Here is a 22,265-nt window from a genome sequence, read left to right as displayed (position 1 = left end):
GCTTTCTGCTGCATGCTGGCGGGTCCATCAATCAGTCGCATTGGGTTTGCAATGAAGCGTTCCGCCCCGATTCCCGTGTCGTTCAAGCTGGCCGGCGTCCTGCTGGCGCTGGCATCCGGTCTGGCCTCGGCCCAGACGACGCCGGCGGTGATCTTCGACATGGGCGGCAAGTTCGACAAATCCTTCAACGAAGCCGCCTACCGCGGCGTCGAGCGCTGGAAGGCCGAAACCAAGGGCAAGTACCTCGAATTCGAGATCAGCAACGAAACCCAGCGCGTGCAGGCCATACGCCGGATGGCCGAGCGGGGCGCCAGCCCCATCATCTCGGTGGGCTTCGCTCAGGCCTCGGCGCTGAGCCAGGTGGCCAAGGACTTCCCCAAGACCAAGTTCGTCATCATCGACGAGAAGGTCGCCATGCCCAATGTGCAGTCGGTGGTCTTCAAGGAGCACGAAGGCAGCTTCCTGGTCGGTGCGCTGGCCGCGTTGACCAGCAAGAGCGCCAAGGTGGGCTTCGTTGGCGGCATGGACATCCCGCTGATCCGCAAGTTCCAGTGCGGCTATGAGCAGGGCGCCAAGGTGGCGAATCCCAAGGTCGAGGTCTTCAAGAACATGACCGGCACCACCGCGAGCAGCTGGAACGACCCCACGCGCGGTGGCGAGCTGGCCAAGGCGCAGTTCGCCAAGGGCGTGGACGTGGTCTTCGCCGCGGCCGGCGGCACCGGCGTGGGCGTCTATCAGGCGGCCAAGGATGCCGGCAAGTTCGCGATCGGCGTGGACAGCAACCAGAACCACCTGCAGCCGGGCACCATGCTGAGCTCCATGGTCAAGCGCGTCGACGTGGCCGTGTACAACGTGCTGAAGGAGTGGAAGCCCGGCATCAGCGTGCTGGGGCTGAAGGAAGGCGGCGTGGAATATGCCGTCGACCAGCACAACGAGAAGCTGATCCCCGCGCCCATCAAGGCCAAGCTGGAGGCCTACAAGGCCGACATCATCGCCGGCAAGATCAAGGTGGCGGACTACATGGCGGACAACGCCTGCAAGCTCTGACCGGCTCTTCCGCAGCACAGCGCATCTTCCATGGCTGAACTTCCACGCGGCGGCCCGGGCGTGCCGCCCGCTGTCCGTCTGTGCGACATTTCCAAGCGCTTCGGCGCCGTGCAGGCCAACCGCGCCGTCCATCTGAGCGTGGCGCCGGGCACCGTGCATGGCCTGATCGGTGAGAACGGCGCGGGCAAGAGCACGCTGATGGCCATCCTCTACGGCTACTACCTTGCCGACGAGGGACATATCGAGGTGAATGGCCGGCGTGTGCAGATCGGCAATTCGCACCAGGCCATCGCGCTGGGCATCGGCATGGTGCACCAGCACTTCATGCTGGTCGAGACGCTGAGCGCGCTGGACAACGTGATGCTGGGCGCCGAAGGCGGCTTCTTCCTCGGCGCCGCGCAGCGCCGCGTGCGCCGCGAGCTGGACCGCCTGATGCAGGAGACCGGGCTGCATGTGCGCCTGGACGCCCTGGTGTCCGAGCTGCCGGTGGGCGAGCTGCAGCGGCTGGAGATTCTGAAGGCGCTCTACCGCGGCGCGCGCATCCTGATCCTGGACGAGCCCACCGCGGTGCTGACGCCGCAGGAAACCGACCAGCTCTTCGAGGTGCTGCGCCGGCTGCGCGAACGCGGCACCACCATCCTGCTGATCACGCACAAACTGCGCGAGGTGATGGCCTTGTGCGATGCCGTCACGGTGATGCGCGCCGGCGAGGTGATCAAGACCTGCGCGATCGCCGACACCAGCCCCGAGGATCTGGCCGAAAGCATGGTGGGCCGCAAGGTCAACCTGGCGCGGCCGGACATGGACGGCGCGCCGCAGGCCCAGGCCCCGGTGCTCAGCGCCGAGGGGCTCAGTCTGCGCAGCGAGGCCGGCGTGGCGCTGCTCAAGGAGGTCAGCCTGTCGCTGCGTCCCGGAGAGATCGTCGGCGTGGCCGGCGTGTCGGGCAACGGGCAAAGCGAGCTGCTGGAGCTGCTGTCAGGCATGCGCGCGCCGGACGCGGGTCGGCTGTCGCTGGCTGGCCGCAGCTTCTCGGCCCAGTCCTGGCTGGACCCGCGCAGCGCGCGCGCCTTCCGGCTCGCCCACGTGCCCGAGGACCGACACCTGCTGGGCATGGTGCTGAGCTTCCCGGCCTGGGAGACCGCGGCGCTGGGCTATCACGAACAGGCGCAGTACCGCGCCGCGCCGCTGGGCTTGGGCATGGACCAAGCCCATATGCGCAGCCAGACGCGTCAGATGATGGAACAGTTCGACGTCCGCCCCCGCAACGCGGAGCTGGGCTCGTCCAAGTTCTCCGGCGGCAATCAGCAAAAGCTGATCCTGGCGCGCGAGATCAACCAGAAGCCGGCGGTGCTGCTGGTGGGCCAGCCCACCCGCGGCGTGGACATCGGTGCCATCGAGTTCATCCACGGCCAGCTGCGCCGCCTGCGCGACGAGGGCTGCGCGGTGCTGGTGGTGTCCAGTGAGCTGGACGAGATCCTGGCCCTGTCCGACCGCGTGCTGGTGATGAACTGCGGACGCATCACTGGCGAACTGGCGATTCACGAATGCAACGAAAAGACCCTGGGATTGCTGATGGCGGCGCAGCCCGACACCGCCGCGTCCGAGACGGGGAGGGCTGAGCCATGAGCAGCCAGGCGCTGACGATGCCGCGCTGGATGGACCTGGTGCTGCTGCCGCTGTGGAACCTGCTGGTGGCGCTGCTGGTGGCCGGGGGCGTGGTGCTGGTGATCGGCCAGAGCCCCTGGGACGCGTTGACGGTGCTGCTCAACGGCGCGCTGGGCAGTGCCCGCGGCCTGGGCTACACGCTGTACTACACGACGACCTTCATCTTCACCGGGCTGGCGGTGGCCGTGGCCTTCCATGGCGGCCTGTTCAACATCGGCGGCGAAGGCCAGGCCACGCTGGGCGGCATCGGCGTGGGCCTGCTGGCGCTGTGGCTGGGCCCCAAGCTGCCGGCGGCGCTGATGCTGCCGCTGCTGGTGTTGGCGGCGGCCGGCTTCGGCATGCTGTGGGCGGCGGTGCCGGGCTATCTGCAGGCCTGGCGTGGCAGCCATGTGGTGATCACCACCATCATGTTCAACTTTCTCGCCGCCAGCCTGAACGGCTATCTGCTCGTGAACTGGCTGCGCCCGGCGGGCTCTATGTCGGTGGAGAGCGAGGCCTTCGCCGACTCGGCGCGCATGCCGGCCATCCATGAACTGGCCGCCCGGCTGGGGCTGGAGCTGCCGTCGTCGCCGCTGAACCTGTCCATCGTGTTGGCGCTGCTGGCCTGCGTCTTCGTCTGGTGGTTCCTGTGGCGCAGCCGCGCCGGCTATGTGCTGCGCGCGGTGGGGGCCAACCCCAGTGCCGCGCATTACGCGGGCATCGCGCCGCGCTGGCAGGTGCTGGCGGCCATGGGGCTGTCGGGTGCGTTGGCCGGGCTGGTGGGCGTCAACGAGATTTCCGGCGTGCAGGGCAAGCTGACGCTGGACTTCGTGGCGGGCGCCGGCTTCACCGGCATCGCGGTGGCCTTGATGGGCCGCAACCATCCGGTCGGCATCGTGCTGGCGTCGCTGCTGTTCGGCATCCTCTACCAGGGCGGCGTGGAGCTGTCCTTCGAGCTGCAGGGCTTCAGCCGCGAGATGGTGGTGACGGTGCAGGGCCTGATCGTGCTGTTCGCCGGCGCGATGGCCATGGTCAGCGCGCCGCTGTTCGCCAGGCTCTATGCCTGCGTCCAACGTTCCGAGGTGAAGACTCATGGATGAGGTGCTGATCGCCTCGGTGCTGGGGTCGACGCTGCGCGTCACCACGCCGCTGCTGTTCGCGGCGCTCGCCGGCCTGCTGTCCGAGCGCTCGGGGGTGGTGGACATCGGGCTGGAAGGCAAGATGCTGGCCGCCGCCTTCGCCGCCGCGGCCGTGACCAGCGTCTACGGCTCCATGCCGCTGGGCCTGCTGGCGGCGGTGCTGGTGGCTTGTTCGATGTCGGCCGTGCACGGCTTTGCCTGCGTGACGCATCGCGGCGATCAGGTTGTTTCCGGTGTCGCGCTGAACATGGTGGCCGCCGGATTGACCGTGGTGCTGGGCATCGCCTGGTTCAACCAGGGCGGGCAAACGCCGCCCATCGCGGCAGAGCAGCGCATCACCGGCCTGGCCACGCGCTGGGCGGAGCCCGCGGCGGGCGACTGGCTCGGTTCCATCGTCGGCCACGGGCTGCTGAGCCACAACACGCTGGTGTATCTGGCGTTCGCGCTGGTGCTGGTGGTGTGGTTCTTCCTGGAGCGCACCCGGCCCGGGTTGCGCCTGCGCGCGGTGGGCGAGAACCCGGCGATGGTGGACGCCGCCGGCGTGTCCGTGCCGCGCCTGCGCTACGCTGCGCTGATGCTCAACGGCGTGCTCTGCGGCCTGGGTGGCGCCTACCTGACGCTGGCGCAGAATGCTTCGTTCTCGCCCAACATGACCGCGGGGCGTGGCTTCATCGCGCTGGCCGCGATGATCTTCGGCAAGTGGCGGCCCATCCCGACGCTGCTGGCCTGCCTGCTGTTCGGCTTCCTGGACGCGGTGGCGATACGCATGCAGGGCGTCACGCTGCCGGCGGCGCTGGGCGGCGGCGAGGTGCCGGTTCAGGCCGTCCAGGCCTTGCCCTATGTGCTGACGGTGGTGCTGCTGGCCGGCTTCATCGGCCAGGCCGTGGCGCCCAAGGCGCTGTCGCGCCCCTATGTCAAGGAACGGTGATCGCCCCATGAACGCCCCGAGTCTTTCCGACGATCTGCTGCAGCAGATGTTGCGCGCCGCGCTGGCGGCCCGCGAGCAATCCTACGCGCCGTACTCCCGCTATCGGGTGGGCGCGGCGGTGCTGGACGAGTTGGGCCGCATCCACGCCGGCTGCAACGTGGAGAACGCCGCCTATCCGCAGGGCTGGTGCGCCGAGACGAATGCGCTGGGACACATGATCATGGGCGGGGGCCGCCGCGCCCGCGCGGTGCTGGTGGCCGGGCCCGGCCCGGAAATCATCACGCCCTGCGGCGGCTGCCGCCAGAAGCTGCGCGAATTCGCGCAGCCCACCGAACTGCTGGTGCTGGCCGCCGACGCGGGCGGCGTGCGCCAGCAATGGCTGCTTGAGCAGCTGCTGCCGGCGAGCTTCGGCCCGGACCATCTGCGGTCCAGCTGATCGACGACGAACAACGAGAAACGCGCCGCCGCATCCTGGTGGCGCCAAGGAGAAGCACATGTCCCTGCCCCTGAGCGGCGCGGCGCTGGATGCCGCCATTGCCCAGAGCGTTGCCACGCTGAAGTCCAGCTTTGGCGAAAAGGCCCCCGAGGTCGCCGTCGTGTTGGGCTCCGGCTGGTCCGGCGCGATCCACCAACTGCAGGATGCGAAGCATCTGGCCTATGCGCAACTGCCCGCCTTTCCTCAACCCAAGGTCGAAGGCCACGTGGCCGAAATCGCCGTGGGCCAGGTGGGCGAACAGCGCGTGGCCATGTTGCGCGGCCGCGCCCACACCTACGAGAGCGGCGACTGCACCGGCATGGCCGGCGCGATCCGCAGCCTGAAGGCCTGGGGCGTCAAGCTGCTGCTGTTGACCAATGCCTCGGGCAGCCTGCGCAGCCACCTGCCGCCGGGCAGCCTGATGCTGATCGCCGACCACATCAACGCGCCGCAGCGCTCGCCGCTGATCGGCCAGCCCGGCAATGACCGCTTCACCGACATGAGCGCGGCCTACGATCCCGAGCTGCGTGAGCACGCGAAGAAGGTCGCCCGCGCGCACAACCTGGCGGTGGGCGAGGGCACCTATGTCTGGGCGCTGGGCCCTCAGTTCGAGACGCCGGCCGAGATCCGCATGTTCTCGGCCTGGGGCGCGGACGCGGTGGGCATGAGCACCGTGCCCGAAACCATCCTGGCCCGCCATGCCGGCCTGCGCGTGATGGGCCTGGCCTTGATGACCAACATGGCCGCCGGCCTGTCGGAGGAGGCGCTGACCCATGCGCTGACGCTGCAGCAGGCCCAGCTCTCTGGCGAGCGCGCGGCGAACTACCTGGGCTGGGTGCTGGGCTCGCTGGCCCAGGTCGAATCGCTCAGGAGCTGACCATGAACATCCGTGACGCGGCGCAACTGGCGCTGCAATGCCTGGACCTGACGAGCCTGAACGATCAGGACACGGCGGAGGACATCGCCCGGCTGTGCGCGCGCGCGCAGGGCCCGCATGGTGCGGTGGCGGCCGTCTGTGTGTGGCCGCGCTTCGCGGCGCAGGCGCGCGAGGCGCTGCCGCGCGCCATCCGCGTGGCCGCGGTGGCCAACTTTCCCGACGGCAGCCTGGACCTGGCGCGCACCCGGGCCGAGATCGATGAGATCGCCCGCGCCGGTGCGCAGGAGGTCGACGTGGTGCTGCCCTACCGCGCGTTGATCGCGGGCCAGACCGCGGAGGTGGCCGACTTCCTTGCCGAGGTGCGCGAGGCGGCCGAGGGGCTGACGCTGAAGATCATCCTCGAGAGCGGCGAACTGGCCCAGCCGGAACTGATCGCCGAGGCCACGCGCCTGTCGCTCGCCGCGGGCGCCGACTTCGTCAAGACCAGCACGGGCAAGAGCCCGGTGTCGGCCACGCCCGAGGCGGCCGCGGTGATGCTGCAGGAAATCGCCACCAGCGGCGTGGCCGCCGGCTTCAAGGCCTCGGGCGGCATACGCAGCGTGGCCGAGGCCCAGGTCTATCTGGACCTGGCCGCCGCCAAGCTGGGGGCCCAGGCCCTGAATCCGCAGCGCCTGCGCTTCGGCGCCAGCGGCCTGCTCAACGACATCGAGGCGCAGTTGTCCGGCCAGACCGGCGCGACGCCGGCCTCGCACGGGTACTGAAGATGCTGGCTCAGGAAATCATTCGCGCCAAGCGCGAAGGCGGGGCGCTGGACGAGGCGCAGATTCAGCACTTCGTGCGCGGCCTGGTGGATGGCAGCTGGAGCGAAGGGCAGGTGGCGGCGCTGGGCATGGCCGTCTTTCTGCGCGGCATGAACCGCGCAGAAGCGGTGGCCTTGACCCGCGCGATGATGCATTCGGGCCGCGTGCTGAGCTGGCCCGACATGCCCGGTCCGGTGCTGGACAAGCACTCCAGCGGCGGCGTCGGCGACAAGCTGAGCCTGATGCTGGCGCCCATGGTCGCCGCCTGCGGCGGCTACGTGCCCATGATCGCCGGCCGGGGCCTGGGCCATACCGGCGGCACGGTGGACAAGCTGGAGGCCATCCCGGGCTACAACACCACGCCGGCGCCGGCCGACTTCGACCGGCTGGTGCGTCGGCTGGGCTGCGCCATCATCGGCCAGACCGGCGACCTGGCGCCAGCCGACAAGCGCTTCTATGCCACCCGCGACGTCACCGCGACGGTCGAGAGCGTGCCGCTGATCACCGCCAGCATCCTGTCCAAGAAGCTGGCCGCCGGGCTGCAGGGGCTGGCGATGGACATCAAGTGCGGCAACGGCGCCTTCGCCGCGACGCCGGAGTTCGGTCGCGAACTGGCGCAGAGCATCGTCGAGGTGGCCGCGGGCGCCGGGCTGCGCACGCGCGCGCTGATCACCGACATGAACCAGGTGCTGGGCTGGGAGGTCGGCAATGCGCTCGAAGTGCAGGGCGCGATCGCCTATCTGAAGGGCGACGGCCCGCGCGAGCCGCGCACCCACGAACTGACGCTGGCGCTGTGCGCCGAGATGCTGGTGCTGGGCGGGCTGGCACCCGACACCGCGCAGGCGCGCACCCAGCTGCAGGCGGCGCTGGACAGCGGCGCGGCGGCGGAGCGCTTCGCGCAGATGGTCGCCGCGCTGGGCGGCCCGGCCGATCTGCTGGAGCGGCCCCAGGCCTACCTGCCGGCCGCGCCGGTCGTTCGTCCGGTGCCGGCGCCGCGCGCGGGTCGCCTCTGCGCGATGCAGACGCGTGAGATCGGTCTGGTCATCGTCGAGCTGGGCGGCGGCCGCCGCCAGCCCGGCGACGCGATCGACATGCGCGTGGGCCTGAGCGGCATGCGCCAGCTGGGCGAGGTGCTGGCCGCGGGCGAGCCGCTGGCCCTGGTGCATGCGGCCGACGAGGCGGCGGCCCAGCGCGCGGTCGCGCAGGTGCAGGCGGCCGTGACCCTGATCGACGCGGACGCGCCCTGGCAGGCGCATCCGCTGGTGATGGACCGGCTGGGCTGAGCCCGCGGGCGGTGGCCGCAGGACCTAAAATCCCGCGCCCGACTGCAGTTCTTTCGATGACCATGAGCCTTCCTTCCCCGACCTCCACGCCGGATCCGGCCACCCCGTCCGACGAGCCGCAGGCGTCCGGGGCCGCGGAGGCACCGCGCCGCGCCATCCGCAGTTTCGTGGTCCGTGCCGGCCGCATGGGCACGGGGCAGGTGAGGGCGCTGGCCGAGCTGGGGCCTCGGTTTGTGCTGCCCTTCAAACCCGCAGCGCTGGACTTCGCCGCCACCTTCGGCCGCGACGCACCGGTGGTGCTGGAGATCGGCTTCGGCATGGGGGCGGCGACGGCGCAGATCGCGCGCAGCCTGCCCGACCATGATTTCATCGGCTGCGAGGTGCATGAGCCCGGCGTGGGCGCGCTGCTGAAGCTGATCGGCGAGCAGGACATCCCCAACATCCGCATCTTCCAGCACGACGCGGTGGAGGTGCTGGAGCACATGATCCCGCCCGCCACTCTGGCCGGCGTGCACATCTTCTTTCCCGATCCCTGGCACAAGAAGCGCCACAACAAGCGCCGGCTGATCCAGCCCGCCTTTGTCGCGCGCCTGGTGCAGCATCTGCGTCCGGGCGGCTATTTGCATTGCGCGACCGACTGGGAACCCTATGCCCAGCAGATGCTGGAGGTGCTGTCGGCCGAGCCGCTGCTGGAGAACACGGCGGCGGGTTATGCGCCCAAGCCCGACTACCGGCCGCTGACCAAGTTCGAGGCGCGCGGGCTGCGGCTGGGCCACGGGGTCTGGGATCTGGTGTTCCGGCGCAAGATCTGACCCCACGCGCCGCGGTCAACGGCGCGCTGCTGATAGAGTGCCACCATGTCTGAAGCCACACCCCTGGCCGGCAAGCATCTGCTGCTGGGCCTTTCCGGCGGCATCGCCTGCTACAAGGTCGCCGAACTGACGCGGCTGCTGGTCAAGGCCGGCGCCACGGTGCAGGTCATCATGACCGAGGCCGCCGAGGCCTTCATCACGCCGGTCACCCTGCAGGCGCTGTCCAACCGTCCCGTGTACACCAGCCAGTGGGACGCCCGCCAGGACAACAACATGGCGCACATCAACCTGGGCCGCGAGGCGGACGCGATGCTGATCGCACCGGCCAGCGCCGACATGATCGCCAAGCTGGCACAGGGCCGGGCGGACGAGCTGCTGAGCCTCACCGCGCTGGCGCGGCCCGCGCAGCGCTGCGCGCTGCTGGTGGCGCCCGCGATGAACCGCGAGATGTGGGCGCATCCGGCCACGCAGCGCAATGTCGCGCAGCTGGTGGCCGACGGCGCGGAGCTGCTGGGCCCCGGCACCGGCGACCAGGCCTGCGGCGAGGTGGGCGATGGCCGCATGCTGGAGCCGCAGCAACTGCTCGATCGGGTCGTGGCGCATTTCCAGCCCAAGCTGCTGGCGGGGCGCCGGGTGCTGATCACCGCCGGCCCGACCTATGAGGCGATCGACCCGGTGCGCGGCATCACCAACCGCTCCAGCGGCAAGATGGGCTTTGCGATCGCGCGAGCCGCGGCCGAGGCCGGTGCGCAGGTGACCCTGGTCGCCGGGCCTGTCCACCTGCCGACGCCGCAGGGCGTGCGCCGCATCGACGTGCAGAGCGCACGCCAGATGCTGGACGCGGTGCTCGCCGAGACCGCGACCCAGGACGCCTTTGTCGCCACCGCGGCCGTCGCCGACTGGCGGCCGGCCGACGTGGCCGAACACAAGATTAAGAAGAACGCCGCGCCCGGCCAGGCCGCCGTGCCGGCGCTGGCGCTGACCGAGAACCCCGACATCCTGGCCACCGTGGCCGCGCTGCCGACGCCGCCGCTGTGCGTGGGCTTCGCCGCCGAGAGCCAGGACCTGTTGAAGAACGCCCGCGACAAGCTGGCGCGCAAGCGCGTGCCGCTGATCGTGGCCAACCTGGGGCCGGCCACTTTTGGCCAGGACGACAATGCGCTGCTGCTGGTGGATGCCCGTGGCCAGCGCGAACTCTCGCGCGCCGACAAGCTGACGCTGGCGCGCGAGCTGGTGCGCGAGATCGCGCAGCGGCTCAACACGCCGGTGAGCCCGGCCTCCGCCTCCTGAACTCCTGAACCCGCGATGACCACGATAGACCTGAAGGTGCTCGATGCCCGCATGGCCGAGCAACTGCCCCAGTACGCCACCCCTGGCAGCGCCGGCCTGGACCTGCGCGCCTGCCTGGACGAGGCGCTGACCCTGGAGCCGGGCCAGACCACGTTGATTCCCACCGGACTGGCCATCCACATCGGCGATCCGGGGCTGGCCGCGCTGATCCTGCCGCGCTCGGGACTGGGCCACAAGCACGGCATCGTGCTGGGCAATCTGGTCGGCCTGATCGACTCGGACTACCAGGGGCAGCTGATGGTCAGCTGCTGGAACCGCGGGCAGAGCGCCTTCCGCATCGAACCGATGGAGCGCATCGCCCAGCTGGTGCTGGTGCCCGTGGTGCAGGCCAGCTTCCGCCGCGTCGACGACTTCGACGCCTCGGCGCGCGGCGAGGGCGGTTTCGGGTCGACCGGCAAGGCCTGACCCCGTCCCGGCCGCAGCGAGCAGGGCGAGGCCCCGCCCCAGGCTGCGTCAGTGGAGGGACTCGCCCGCCGACGGGCCGCTCATCACCGTGAAGCCGGTATCGCCCAACGTGCCGGCCTCGGCCTCCTCATCGGTGGCCTCGCGCACGTCGCAGACCTTGATGTGCATGCGCAGTCCCAGGCCCGCCAGCGGGTGGTTGCCATCCAGCACCACATGCTCGGGATAGACCTCGGTGACGGTGTAAATGGTGTCGGGTGGCATGTCCTCGGTCGCCGAGCCTTCGGGCAGGCCTTCGAACTGCATGCCGACCTGCACGTTGTCCGGGAACAGACCGCGCGACTCGAAGCAGACCAGGTTGGAGTCGTAATCGCCGAAGGCGTCCTCGGGCTGCAGTGCGACGCTGACCTCGTAGCCGTTTTCCTGGCCGGCCAGCGCCTGCTCGACCTTCTCGAACAGATCCTCGCCGCCGAAGAAGAATTCCATCGGCTGGTCCAGCGACTCGATGGGCTGGCCTTGGGCGTCCTCCAGTCTCCAGGTGAGGGAGACGACGCAGGGAGCATTGATTTGCATCGTCAAATTGTCTCACGCGATGTTGCGCGCCGCGTTCAGCGCCGACAATCGCGCCCATGGACATCGACATCGAACAAAAGACCCCGCTGCTGGGGGGACTGAGCCCCGAGCAGTTCATGCGCCGGCACTGGCAGCGCAAGCCTTTGCTGGTCCGCCAGGCGCTGCCCGGCATCCAGCCCCCGGCCTCGCGCGCCGAACTGGCGCAACTGGCGACCAGCGAGGATGTGGAATCTCGGCTGGTGACGCAGTTCGACGACCGCTGGGCGCTGCGTCACGGCCCGGTGGCCAAGCTGCCGCCGTGGAGCAAGCCGCGCTGGACCCTGCTGGTGCAGGGGCTGGACCTGCATGTGCCGGCCGCGCGTGCGCTGCTGGAGCGCTTCCGCTTCGTGCCCGAGGCGCGGCTGGATGATCTGATGGTCTCCTATGCCAGCGATGGCGGCGGTGTCGGCCCGCATTTCGATTCGTACGACGTCTTCCTGATCCAGGTGGCAGGCAAGAGGCAGTGGCGCATCGGCCGCATGGGTGTGTCCACCACGGGTGAGCTGCGCCAGGACGTGCCCGTCAAACTGCTGACCGAGTTCAACCCCGAACAGGAGTTCGTGCTTGAGCCCGGCGACATGCTCTACCTGCCGCCGGGCTGGGCGCATGACGGCATCGCGGTGGGCGGCGACTGCATGACGGCTTCGGTGGGCTTCCGCACGCCCTGGGGGCGTGAACTGGCCAACGAGCTGCTGGTGCGGCTGACCGAGGAGGAGGAAGACGGCCATCGCGGCGACCGCATGTACTGCGATCCGCGCCAGGAGGCGACGCAGGCGCCGGCCCTGATTCCCCCGGCACTGCAGCAATTCGCGCGCGACGCCGTGCTGAAAGCGGCCAACGCGCCACTGGCACTGGAGCGCGCGCTGGGCGAGGCGCTGACCGAGCCCAAGCCGCGTGTCTTCTTCGATGCCGGCCGGCCGCTGCGGCCCGGCGAGGGCGTGCGCCTGAGTCCGCGCAGCCGCATGATGTATGACCGCGCCCATGTGTTCATCAACGGCGAGTCCTTCCGTGCCGGCGGGCGCGACGCCACGCTGATGCGCCGTCTGGCCGACCGCCGCCGCCTCGCGGGCGCCGAAGTCGCTCGCCTCAGCGAAGGCGCGCGCGAGCTGCTGGACCAATGGGCGGAAGACGGCTGGGTGCTGGCCGAGTGAGGTAAGCGCAATGGGCGTGAGCGAAGGGCTGATCGAATCCCGCGCGGGCGTCGCGACCGCCCTGGCCGAGGCCTTGCTGAAGGCCGCGACACAGGGCGGACGCGAGCTGTGCTGGATGGCGCCGGATTTGGCCGACTGGCCGCTGTCCGACCCCGCGCTGCTGGATGCGCTGCACGCCTGGGCTTTGCCGCATCGTCGCCTGCATCTGCTGTCGCAGGGCTACGAGGCGGTGCGTCGCAAGCATCCGCGCTTCGTGCAATGGCGCGTGACGCACGACCACGTGATCAGCGCGCGCAGCTTCCAGCCGGACGACCTGAAGGCCGCCGGCGAGGACCTGCCGGGCGGCATGCTGCTGGCGCCGGGGCTGCTGCTGCTCAAACTCTGGACGCCGGAGCGGGCCTGGCTGAGTTGTCAAGCCGCCGACTTGCTTTACGCAAGAGAAGCGTTTGACGCAATAGCGCAACGCTCGTGCGATAGCTTCAGCGCTAGCACTCTGGGCTTGTAAAAGGATTACAAAAGCCGTGGCTATAATTGCGGGCTAGGCGAAGGAAGCGCTCGAGGTTTCCGCGTCTTGGACATTGGGGCTTTCACGGAGGCTTGCCTCCCCCGAGCTTCACAATTACCGGTAATTTGTTCGTCTCAAAGTCACCTGAGGACAAGTATGAAAAAGTCGATCCTGTTGGCCTCCCTGCTGGCCGCTGTTGCTCTGACCGCTTGCGGCAAGAAGGAAGAAGCCGCTGCTCCGGCTGCTGCTCCCGCTCCCGTGGAAGCCTCGGCGCCTGCTTCGGCTCCGGTGGAAGCTTCGGCTCCCGCGGCTGACGCTTCGGCTCCCGCTGCCTCCGCTGCCGCCAGCAACTAATTCTGCTGCGTCCGCAAAGAAAGCCGCCGGGTTCGCCCAGGCGGCTTTTTTACGTCCCTGCGAGTCTCGGCGCATTGGCCCTGGCGCAAATGAGGTCCAGACGTCGTTTCTCGCAACACGGGGACACAAAAGAAAACGCCATCGCGTCTGCGATGGCGTTTGCATTTGCGGTGATCTGCTGGATTTAGCGCAGGTCGTCCATCAGCAGGTTCAGGATGCGCTTGGCGATCTCGTTGGTCTGCTGCTGGCCCTTGTCGTCCAGGATGGTGATGGTGCTGCGCTCGCCTTCGGACTTGACCGACACGCGATAGCGGCCGGCCACGACACCCTTGTCGCCGCCGAAGAGCTTGGAGAAGAAGCCCGGCTCTTCCTTGCCCACCATGTTGGGGTCGGCGTAGCGCAGGAAGAACAGGCCCTGCTTGCGGTCGCGGTCTTCGATGGTGAAGCCATGGCGGTCCAGCGATTGGCCGACACGGCGCCAGGCGCGCTCGAAGCCCTCGTTGACCTGCAGTGCATTGGGCACCTCGGACAGCGGGCGCGTGGCGGCCTGCGACTGCGGCACCGCGGGCTGGCTGAACTTGCTGTCCTGACGCGCCGGCGTGGCAGCCTGCTGGGCGAGGACGGCCTTGGCCTCTTCCTCCTTGGCGCCCAGCTTGAGCATCAGGCGCGACAGCATCTCGGCTTCCAGGGCGGGATCGCTGGGGCGGGCCTGCCAGCCGGTCTGGTCGCGCTGGGCGCCGGTGTACACCTCCTGCACGCCGCGGTGGGCGATGTAGATGTCGGTGCCCCCCTGTGCGTTGCGTTCCACGCGGGTGCGATATTTATCGCGCTCGCCGGTGGAGTAGAGGCCGTCCAGCACGCGGCCCACGGTCTGGCGGACGATGTCCTGTGGCAGCTTGGCGCGGTTCTCCAGCCAGTTGGTTTCCATCACGCCAACGGCCGCGTCGTCCAGCGGCAGCTCGAAACCGCGCTCCTGCCAGAAGCTGCGCAGCTGAGGCCACAGCTGTTCGGGCGCCAGCGCGCTGCTCAGCCAGCGCTGATCGCCTTCGCGCATCAGCTTGACCTGACCGACGGCCTGGACCGCGACGTTGTTGACGAGGGCCGGATTGTTGGCGGCCGGCGCGGCATTGGCCGCCTGCAGCAGCTGCGACGCGCTGACGCTGCCGCCCTGGACCGGCGAGCGGTTCTCGCGCGACAGCTGGGTCAGGTCGGGCGGCACGTCCAGGCCGGTGGTCTGCTTGGCGGCGCCGCGGTAGTCCACCCGGTCGGAGCTCAGCACGCCGTCCATGGCGCTGCAGCCGGCTAGCAGGCCCGTGATCAGGGCAGCGCAGGCCAGGCGAACCGGCGTGGAGCCGGTGGATTCGGAAAGAGAACGGATCACGCTAGACATCTCCGGGGTTGGGCCTGCGGCGGCGCCGCAGGTCAGGGAAATCGGGTGGGAATCAGAGCAGGCCGGCCTCGCGCATGGCCTCGCGCACGCTGGCCTGGCCGGCCGGCGTCAGCGGGGTCAGCGGCAGGCGCAGATGCTCGCTGCAATGGCCCATCTGGCTCAAGGCCCACTTGGTGGGGGCCGGGGAGGGCTCGCAGAACAGCTGCTTGTGCAGGCCCAGCAGCTTGAAGTGCAGTTCGGTGGCATCCTTGACGCGGCCTTCGATCGCGGCCTTGCACATCAGGTGCATGTCGCGCGGCGCCACATTGGCGGTGACGCTGACATGGCCGCGGCCACCCATCAGCATCAGCGCGATCGCGGTGCCGTCATCGCCCGAATAAATGCCGAAGCCGGCGGGCGCGTTCTTGATCAGCCAGGCGGCGCGCTCGATGTTGCCGGTGGCTTCCTTGATGCCGAACACGCCGGGCAGGCTGGCGCAGCGCAGCGCCGTCTCGGGCTGCATGTCCGCCACGGTGCGACCGGGCACGTTGTACAGCATCATCGGAATGTCGACCGCCTCGGCAATGGCCTTGAAGTGGCGGTAGATGCCTTCCTGGGAGGGCTTGTTGTAGTAGGGCACGACGGACAGCGTCGCGTCGGCGCCGACGGCCTTGGCATAGCGGCTCAGCTCGATGGCTTCGGCGGTGGAGTTGGCGCCCGTGCCCGCCAGCACGGGGCGACGGCCCTTGACATGCTCGACGGCCACACGGATGACCTCGCGGTTCTCCTCCATCGTGACGGTGGGCGATTCGCCGGTGGTGCCCACCACGCCGATCACGTCGGTGCCCTGGGCGATCTGCCAGTCGATGAGCTTGCGCAGACCGTCGAAGTCGATCTGGCCGTCTTCATGCATGGGCGTGACCAGCGCCACGATGCTGCCAACAAATGCGTTCATGGAGGGATTCCTTGAGATCGGAGGATTCTACTGAAGCGCGAGGCCCCGAAACCGTTGTCACGCACCGGGGCCCTTCAGCCCAGGTGGTAGCGGGCGAAGCCTCCGGGTTCGGGCGCCTCGGCGCGAACCGCTGCAACGCGCTGGACAAAGCGCTCGTTGACGCCGCCGCCGTGGCCCGCGCCCAGAAATCCATCCTCGTAGGCGACGATGCGCAGGCCCTCGCAGGCGCGCAGAAGCTCGCCAGGCTGGAGCAGGAAATCCGGCCGCGAGGGCCGGCCCACGCTCTGTTGCCCGTGGGCAAAGGTCTCGTAGATCAGCCAGCCGCCAGGCGCCACGGCATCAACGATGCGCGGCAGCAGCGGTCGCCAGAGATAGTGGGTGACCAGCACCAGGTCGAAGCGGCGCGCGGCCAGAGGCCAGGGGCCTTGTTCGATGTCGGCGGCGATCAGCTCGGCCGCGGGCGCCCGGGCGGCGGCCGTGGCCAGTGCCTGTGCGTCGCGGTCCACGCCGGTCACCCGCAGGCCGGCTTCGGCCAGCAGGGCCAGATGGCGCCCCGAGCCGCAGGCCAGGTCCAGCGCCGTTGCGCCAGGACGCTCGCGCCAGGCCTGGGCCCAGCGCATCAGCCAGTCGCTGGGCGCGCCGGCCATGCCTTGTTCGACGACGGTCATGAACGCGCGGCCTCCTCGCGCTTGACCGCCTTCCAGGCCAGGCGGTCGATCAGCGCCGGCGCCAGCAGCTTGAGCCAGCGGCCCAGGCGGCCCTGGACGGTCATCACGATGTCGCGCCGGCGCGCCAGCGTGCCGTCCAGGATCAGCCGCGCGCAGGTCTGCACCGACATCGCGCCATCTTCCACCAGGCCGCTGACGCCGGCCGGTTCTCCGCGCGCATTGAAGCCGCGGTAGCGGATCTGCGTGGAGACCACGCCAGGGTAGGCGATGGTGACGCTGACGCCATCCTCGGTCAGCTCGGTACGCAAGGCCTCGAAGAAGCCGTTCATCGCGAACTTGCTCGCGCTGTAGGCGGTGCGGCCCGGCACGCCGACCAGCCCGGCCAGGCTGGAGACCGCGACGATGCGGCCGCGGCTGGCCTTCAGCGCGGGCAGCGCGGCCTGGGTGCACCAGACGCTGCCCCACAGATTAATGCGCATCAGCCGCTCGTACCAGCCCAGGTCCTCGACCTGCTCGAACAGCGCATGGGCCGAGCGTCCGGCGTTGTTGACCAGCACGTCGATGCGGCCGAAGACCCGCAGCGCCGCGTCGATCAGCGCGCGGCAGTCGTCCTGCGACTCGACGTCGCAGCGCAGGGCCAGCGCCTGCGCGCCTTGCGCGCGGCAGTGCTGGGCGACCTCGGCCAGCTTGTCCTCGCCGCGCGCCGCCAGCACCAGCTTCAGCCGGCCGCCCTCGCGGGCCGCCCATTGGCGCGCCAGCTCGGCGCCTATGCCGTCCGAGGCCCCGGTGATCACGACCACTCGCTCGTCCATGGACTCACTCCTCCCGTCAAAGTCGGTGGCGCGCCAGGCTGTGCCCAGGCGCGGCGCTCAAAAGCAGGCCCAGATCTGGTCGGCCATGCTCTGCATCAACGCCGGCTGGGCATAGGCGAGAAAGACCAGCGTCAGCGCGGCGGCCAGGGCCAGCCGCCAGATCCAGGACCGCAGGCGCTGGCGCATCGCGTCAGGCCATCCCGGGCTGCGGCTGGCGGGCGATCGCGGTCTCGCGCACCGGCAGGTTGACCAAGGCCGCCATCACGCCCAGCGCGACGGCCAGCCACCAGACGATGTCGTAGGAACCGGTCGTGTCGTAGAGCTTGCCGCCCAGCCAGACGCCCAGGAAGCTGCCGATCTGGTGACTGAAGAACACGAAGCCGCCCAGCATGGACATGTGCTGCACGCCGAAGATCTGCGCCACGATGGCATTCGTCGGTGGCACGGTGGACAGCCACAGAAAGCCCATCACCGCGGCAAACACGTACACGCTGGTCGGGCTCAGCGGCACGTTCAGGAAGGTAACGATGGCCACCGAACGCAGGCCGTAGATGGCCGACAACAGATAGCGCTTGGGCAGGCGCTGGCCCAGGCTGCCGGCCGCATAGGTGCCGAACACGTTGAACAGGCCGATCAGCGCCAGCGCATAGGTCGCGACCTGCGGCGACAGGCCGTGGTCCTTCAGATAGCTCGGCAGGTGCACGCCGATGAAGACGACCTGGAAGCCGCAGACGAAGTAGCCCAGCATCAGCAGCTGGAAGCTGCGGTAGCCGAAGGCTTCGCGCAGGGCCTCGGCGATGCTCTGGTGCGGGCCGCTGGCGGCCTTGCCCAGCTGCGGTTCGCGCAGCTGGAAGGCCAGCGGCACGATCAGACAGGCCGCCAGTGCGAGGATGAACAGCGCGTTCTGCCAGCCGGTATGGCCGATCAGCCAGCTTTCCACCGGCACCATCAGGAACTGGCCGAAGGAGCCCGCGGCGGCGGCCACGCCCATGGCCCAGGACCGCTTGTCCGGCGCCACATTGCGCCCGATCACGCCGTAGACCACCGCATAGGTGGTGCCCGACTGGGCCAGGCCGATCAACAGCCCCGCGCTGCCGAGGAAACCGCTGGCGGTGGTGGAGACGGCCATCAGCGCCAGCCCCAGCGCGTACAGCAGCGCGCCGGAGATCAGCACGCGCATCGCGCCGAAGCGGTCCGCCAGCATGCCGGCGAAGGGGCCGGCCAGGCCCCAGGCCAGGTTCTGCACCGCGATCGCCAGCGCGAAGGCCTCGCGGGTCCAGCCCCGGTCCACCGTGATGGGCGTGAGCCACAGGCCGAAGCCGTGGCGTATGCCCATGGAGAGCGTGACGATCATTGCGCCGCAGAGCAGCACCTGCTGCAGGGACAGGGGCTGTGGCGCGGCGGCGGGCTGGGGGTGGGGCGTGGAGGGCATCGGCGCAATGTAACGGCTTCAGCGTTTGCTTGCCGTCGCCTTCTTGACGGCCGACTTGGCCGTGGGCTTGCTCGCCGCCTTGGTCCCGCCGCTTTTGCCCTTGGCGGCGCCGGCCTTGGTGTTCTTGCCGCCCCCCTTGGCGGACTTGGCGCCTTTCTTCTTGGCGCCGCCCGCGGCCTTGCCCGAGGCGAGCGCTTGTTCGCGCTCGGTGCTCTCGGCCACCTGTTCGGACTGGGTCAGGATGCGTCCGCGTTTGACGCGCAGCAGGGGCAGGTCCAGCGCCGCCGCGTCTTCCAGCGGATTGCCGGCCAGCACCAGGAAGCTGGCCTCGCAGCCGGGCTCGAAGCAGCCCAGGCGGCGCTGCGGGAACAGCGCGCGCGGCGTGTCCACGGTCGCGATGCGCAGCAGTTCGGCCGGCTCCAGCACCTTCAGCGCGTCCAGGCTGTGCCATTCCGCCAACGCGGTCGCGGTGAAGACGTCCGATCCCAGCAGCAGCGCGACACCGGCCTCTTTCAGCTGGCGCAGGTTCTGCTGCTGCACGGCGCGGATGCGGTTCAGGCGCTCGGGTTCGGCCTGGAAGAGCTGGGTCGCGGCCGTGGTGGTGATCACCTGGATGCGCGCCTGCGCGGCGCGGCGGGCCAGTTCGGGCGGGATCAGATAGGTGTCGGGATCGGCGCCATGGTGGTTGAAGTAGCCCGGCAGGTGGGCGATCTGGTCGGCGCCGGCATTCACCGCCGCCTCGAAGTCGGCCACGCTGTCTACATGGACCGCGACGCGCAGCTTGGATTCGTGCGCCTTGCGCACGATGGCCGCCAGGGTTGCGGCGTCCACGCCCAGCTTGCCGCGCAGTTCCGGCTTCTGGTGCAGCTCGGGATGCTCGCTGTAGCTCATCACGACCTTGATCAGGTCGGTCTTGCGGCCCATCACCAGCTGCCATTTGTCGCGGACCTGCTGGGGGTTGTCCATCACGATCACAGCTTTGTCGATGAAGTCGCTGGCCGGCAGCTCCGACTTGCCGTCCGGTCCGGTGGGGCCGGTCAGCATGGCCAGCGGATGGCCGTCGGACGAGGTGATGCAGGCGGTGACGAACAAGGTGTCCGGCGTCGCGTCCAGGGCCGCCAGCGGGCGCAGCGGGTCCACTTCGCTGGGGTCGCCGCAGAGCATCGCGGTATAGAACACGCCGTCCTGGATGTAGCGCTGGGCGAAGCGGTCCCAGCCCCACTGGTTCTGCAGGTTGTGGTTGTGCGCCTCGGCCAGCGGGGGCACCAGGTACTGCCCGCGCAACTCCATGTGACGGTGCACCTTGGCCGGGCGGCTGGCGACGAATTGGCCGTCGACGACGAACAGGCTGCCGCGCTGGAAGCCCTTGCCGTCGAACCAGCGCGCGTTCTTCAACTCCATGGTCAGGCTCTGGCTGGCATGGAAGGGGGCAACGGCCTTCAGGGCCGTTGGCTCCTGCTGGGCTTGGATGGCGGGGGCGCAGAGGCTGAGCAGCGAAGCCAGCAGGGCGGAGACGGGGAGACGCATGAAGTGAGGCAGTGCGCGCGAGAGCTTGGCAAGCCGCGCATATTAAGCCCGGTCAAGCGCGCCGGAAGCCGGTGCGGATGGACTGGCCCGTCCGGGGCGCCCTGCGCGCTGCATAGAATCCCGCCCCATGGCAAGCAAAGCAGTCTCTTCCCCCGGCAGCTACGGTGAGGGTTCGATCCGCGTTCTCAAGGGTCTGGAGCCCGTCAAGCAGCGCCCGGGCATGTACACCCGGACCGACAACCCCCTGCACATCATCCAGGAGGTGATCGACAACGCCGCCGACGAGGCCCTGGCCAGTTTCGGCAAGCGCATTGCGGTGACCCAGCACGCCGACGGCTCGGTGTCGGTCGAGGACGATGGCCGCGGCATTCCCTTTGGCCTGCATCCCGAGGAAGGCGTGCCGGTGGTGGAGATCGTCTTCACCCGGCTGCACGCCGGCGGCAAGTTCGACAAGGGATCGGGGGGCGCCTACAGCTTCTCTGGCGGCCTGCACGGCGTCGGCGTGTCGGTGACCAACGCCTTGGCCAAGCGGCTGCAGGTCACGGTGTACCGCGAGGGGCAGGTGGCGACGCTGGCCTTCTCCGGCGGCGACGTGGTCGAGCCGGTGCAGGTGCGCAAGGCCGAGCCCAAGGCCGGCGACCGCAAGCAGGGCACCACGGTGCGCGTCTGGCCGGACGCCAAGTATTTCGAGAGCGCCGAGCTGCCCAAGGGCGAGCTGGTGCATCTGCTGCGCTCCAAGGCGGTGCTGATGCCCGGCGTGACGGTCACGCTGACGAACGAAAAGAGCGGCGAGGTCCAGACCTGGACCTACAAGGGCGGCCTGCGCGACTACCTGATGCAATCGCTGGCGGCCGACCCGCTGATCCCGCTGTTCGAGGGCGAACAATACGCCAACAGCCAGGAGAGCGAGAACTTCGCCGAAGGCGAGGGCGCGGCCTGGTGCGTGGCCTTCACCGAAGAAGGCCAGGTCATGCGCGAAAGCTATGTGAACCTGATCCCCACGGTGGCCGGCGGCACGCACGAGTCGGGGCTGAAGGACGGCCTGTTCGGCGCGATCAAGAGTTTCATCGAGCTGCACAGCCTGCTGCCCAAGGGCGTCAAGCTGATGGCCGAGGACGTCTTCTCGCGCGCCAGCTTCGTGCTCTCGGCCAAGGTGCTGGACCCGCAGTTCCAGGGCCAGACCAAGGAGCGGCTCAACTCGCGCGACGCGCTGCGTCTGGTATCCACCTTCGTCAAGCCGGCGCTGGAGCTGTGGCTGAACCAGCATGTGGAGCACGGCAAGAAGCTCGCCGAGTTGGTCATCAAGCAGGCCCAGACCCGCCAGCGCGCGGCGCAGAAGGTCGAGAAGCGCAAGGGTTCCGGCGTTGCCGTGCTGCCCGGCAAGCTGACCGACTGCGAGAGCCGCGACCTGCTGCACAACGAGCTCTTCCTGGTCGAGGGCGACTCGGCCGGCGGCTCGGCCAAGATGGGGCGCAACAAGGAGACCCAGGCCATCCTGCCGCTGCGCGGCAAGGTGCTCAACGCCTGGGAGGTGGAGCGCGACCGTTTGTTCGCGAACAACGAAATCCACGACATCTCCGTCGCCATCGGCGTGGATCCGCATGGCAAGAACGACAGTCCTGATCTCTCCGGGCTGCGCTACGGCAAGATCTGCATCCTGTCGGACGCGGACGTGGACGGCGCCCACATCCAGGTGCTGTTGCTGACCCTGTTCTTCCGCCACTTCCCCAAGCTGATCGAGACCGGCCATGTCTATGTGGCGCGTCCGCCGCTGTTCCGCGTCGATGCGCCGGCCCGTGGCAAGAAGCCCGCGGCCAAGCTCTATGCGCTGGACGAGGGCGAGATGAGCGCCATCCTGGACAAGCTGCGCAAGGAAGGCGCCCGCGACGGCAGCTGGACCATCAGCCGCTTCAAGGGCCTGGGCGAGATGAGCGCCGAGCAGCTGTGGGACACCACGCTGAACCCCGAGACCCGCCGCCTGCTGCAGGTGGCCTACGGCGCGCTCGACCTGGGCGAGACCGAGGGCGCGATCAACAAGCTGATGGGCAAGGGCGAGGCTGCCGCGCGCCGCGAGCTGATGGAGCTGCATGGCGACGCGGTGGAGGTGGATGTCTGATGACGAC

The 22,265-nt window shown here is 69.3% G+C and carries 22 protein-coding genes; 14 read left to right on the top strand and 8 right to left on the bottom strand.

The genetic code is table 11. The annotated features are described in order from the left end of the window. Nucleotides 1-51: 51 nt before the first annotated feature. The 11 genes from LZ017_RS20805 to dut are packed head-to-tail and all read left to right on the top strand — an operon-like array spanning nucleotide 52 to nucleotide 10,760. The gene (locus LZ017_RS20805; protein ID WP_277604829.1) at nucleotides 52-1,047 is read left to right on the top strand and encodes a BMP family protein; all 996 of its coding nucleotides are present in this window, start codon (nucleotides 52-54) and stop codon (nucleotides 1,045-1,047) included. 30 nt (nucleotides 1,048-1,077) lie between these two features. Continuing rightward, nucleotides 1,078-2,673, top strand: coding sequence for an ABC transporter ATP-binding protein (locus LZ017_RS20800; protein ID WP_241398850.1), 1,596 nt, complete (start codon nucleotides 1,078-1,080; stop codon nucleotides 2,671-2,673). Further along, a complete protein-coding gene (locus tag LZ017_RS20795; RefSeq protein WP_241398849.1) occupies nucleotides 2,670-3,791 on the top strand; it encodes an ABC transporter permease in 1,122 nt (373 codons plus the stop codon). The genes LZ017_RS20800 and LZ017_RS20795 overlap by 4 nt, the downstream gene beginning before the upstream one ends. Next, on the top strand, nucleotides 3,784-4,758 hold the full coding sequence (locus tag LZ017_RS20790) for an ABC transporter permease (RefSeq protein WP_241398848.1): 975 nt from the start codon (nucleotides 3,784-3,786) through the stop codon (nucleotides 4,756-4,758). Before LZ017_RS20795 ends, LZ017_RS20790 begins: the two co-directional genes overlap by 8 nt. Before the next feature lie 7 nt (nucleotides 4,759-4,765). Continuing rightward, nucleotides 4,766-5,194, top strand: coding sequence for a cytidine deaminase (cdd, locus tag LZ017_RS20785; RefSeq protein ID WP_241398847.1), 429 nt, complete (start codon nucleotides 4,766-4,768; stop codon nucleotides 5,192-5,194). Nucleotides 5,195-5,252: 58 nt separating this feature from the next. After that, entirely contained in the window at nucleotides 5,253-6,110 is an 858-nt protein-coding gene (locus LZ017_RS20780) for a purine-nucleoside phosphorylase (protein ID WP_241398846.1), read from the top strand. 2 nt (nucleotides 6,111-6,112) lie between these two features. Next, nucleotides 6,113-6,871 (top strand): deoxyribose-phosphate aldolase, encoded by a 759-nt coding sequence (gene deoC / locus LZ017_RS20775; protein WP_241398845.1) that lies wholly within the window; start codon nucleotides 6,113-6,115, stop codon nucleotides 6,869-6,871. Between the two features lie 2 nt (nucleotides 6,872-6,873). After that, complete coding sequence (gene deoA / locus LZ017_RS20770) at nucleotides 6,874-8,193, top strand: thymidine phosphorylase (protein ID WP_241398844.1); 1,320 nt, start codon at nucleotides 6,874-6,876, stop codon at nucleotides 8,191-8,193. A 56-nt stretch (nucleotides 8,194-8,249) separates the two neighbouring features. Further along, on the top strand, nucleotides 8,250-9,005 hold the full coding sequence (gene trmB / locus LZ017_RS20765) for a tRNA (guanosine(46)-N7)-methyltransferase TrmB (RefSeq protein ID WP_241398843.1): 756 nt from the start codon (nucleotides 8,250-8,252) through the stop codon (nucleotides 9,003-9,005). Nucleotides 9,006-9,050: 45 nt separating this feature from the next. After that, nucleotides 9,051-10,295 carry a bifunctional phosphopantothenoylcysteine decarboxylase/phosphopantothenate--cysteine ligase CoaBC gene (gene coaBC, locus LZ017_RS20760; protein WP_241398842.1) on the top strand — a complete coding sequence of 415 codons (1,245 nt, stop codon included), beginning with the start codon at nucleotides 9,051-9,053 and terminating at the stop codon, nucleotides 10,293-10,295. 15 nt (nucleotides 10,296-10,310) lie between these two features. Next, on the top strand, nucleotides 10,311-10,760 hold the full coding sequence (gene dut / locus LZ017_RS20755; protein WP_241398841.1) for a dUTP diphosphatase: 450 nt from the start codon (nucleotides 10,311-10,313) through the stop codon (nucleotides 10,758-10,760). A gap of 48 nt (nucleotides 10,761-10,808) precedes the next feature. On the opposite strand, the gene LZ017_RS20750 is transcribed toward dut, so the two are convergent. Then, nucleotides 10,809-11,330 carry a peptidylprolyl isomerase gene (locus LZ017_RS20750; RefSeq protein ID WP_241398840.1) on the bottom strand — a complete coding sequence of 174 codons (522 nt, stop codon included), beginning with the start codon at nucleotides 11,328-11,330 and terminating at the stop codon, nucleotides 10,809-10,811. A gap of 62 nt (nucleotides 11,331-11,392) precedes the next feature. On the opposite strand from LZ017_RS20750, the gene LZ017_RS20745 reads away from it, so the two are divergent. Next, a complete protein-coding gene (locus LZ017_RS20745) occupies nucleotides 11,393-12,520 on the top strand; it encodes a cupin domain-containing protein (protein ID WP_374109966.1) in 1,128 nt (375 codons plus the stop codon). A 10-nt stretch (nucleotides 12,521-12,530) separates the two neighbouring features. Then, nucleotides 12,531-13,025, top strand: a complete 495-nt coding sequence (locus tag LZ017_RS20740; protein ID WP_241398838.1) for a hypothetical protein — start codon at nucleotides 12,531-12,533, stop codon at nucleotides 13,023-13,025. A 538-nt stretch (nucleotides 13,026-13,563) separates the two neighbouring features. On the opposite strand, the gene bamC is transcribed toward LZ017_RS20740, so the two are convergent. The 7 genes from bamC to LZ017_RS20710 form a co-directional block, all read right to left on the bottom strand. Next, nucleotides 13,564-14,760, bottom strand: coding sequence for an outer membrane protein assembly factor BamC (bamC, locus tag LZ017_RS20735; protein ID WP_241398837.1), 1,197 nt, complete (start codon nucleotides 14,758-14,760; stop codon nucleotides 13,564-13,566). 61 nt (nucleotides 14,761-14,821) lie between these two features. After that, the gene (gene dapA / locus LZ017_RS20730) at nucleotides 14,822-15,703 is read right to left on the bottom strand and encodes a 4-hydroxy-tetrahydrodipicolinate synthase (RefSeq protein WP_241398836.1); all 882 of its coding nucleotides are present in this window, start codon (nucleotides 15,701-15,703) and stop codon (nucleotides 14,822-14,824) included. A 74-nt stretch (nucleotides 15,704-15,777) separates the two neighbouring features. Continuing rightward, nucleotides 15,778-16,371: a class I SAM-dependent methyltransferase gene (locus tag LZ017_RS20725; protein ID WP_374109965.1), complete on the bottom strand. Its 594-nt coding sequence runs from the start codon at nucleotides 16,369-16,371 to the stop codon at nucleotides 15,778-15,780. Further along, nucleotides 16,368-17,183, bottom strand: a complete 816-nt coding sequence (locus LZ017_RS20720) for an SDR family oxidoreductase (RefSeq protein ID WP_241398835.1) — start codon at nucleotides 17,181-17,183, stop codon at nucleotides 16,368-16,370. The genes LZ017_RS20725 and LZ017_RS20720 overlap by 4 nt, the downstream gene beginning before the upstream one ends. 57 nt (nucleotides 17,184-17,240) lie before the next feature. Then, nucleotides 17,241-17,369, bottom strand: a complete 129-nt coding sequence (locus LZ017_RS22180) for a hypothetical protein (protein ID WP_277604827.1) — start codon at nucleotides 17,367-17,369, stop codon at nucleotides 17,241-17,243. A gap of 4 nt (nucleotides 17,370-17,373) precedes the next feature. Next, entirely contained in the window at nucleotides 17,374-18,615 is a 1,242-nt protein-coding gene (locus LZ017_RS20715) for an MFS transporter (protein WP_241398834.1), read from the bottom strand. An 18-nt stretch (nucleotides 18,616-18,633) separates the two neighbouring features. After that, nucleotides 18,634-20,142 carry an amidohydrolase family protein gene (locus tag LZ017_RS20710; protein ID WP_241398833.1) on the bottom strand — a complete coding sequence of 503 codons (1,509 nt, stop codon included), beginning with the start codon at nucleotides 20,140-20,142 and terminating at the stop codon, nucleotides 18,634-18,636. Between the two features lie 127 nt (nucleotides 20,143-20,269). On the opposite strand from LZ017_RS20710, the gene LZ017_RS20705 reads away from it, so the two are divergent. After that, the gene (locus LZ017_RS20705) at nucleotides 20,270-22,258 is read left to right on the top strand and encodes a DNA topoisomerase IV subunit B (RefSeq protein ID WP_241398832.1); all 1,989 of its coding nucleotides are present in this window, start codon (nucleotides 20,270-20,272) and stop codon (nucleotides 22,256-22,258) included. Nucleotides 22,259-22,265 lie beyond the last annotated feature (7 nt).

The sequence above is a fragment of the Pelomonas sp. CA6 genome (genome assembly GCF_022549225.1).
Lineage (GTDB): Bacteria > Pseudomonadota > Gammaproteobacteria > Burkholderiales > Burkholderiaceae_C > Roseateles.
The sequence above is the reverse complement of the archived record's forward strand: the minus strand, read 5'-3'. Positions and strand labels throughout refer to the sequence as shown.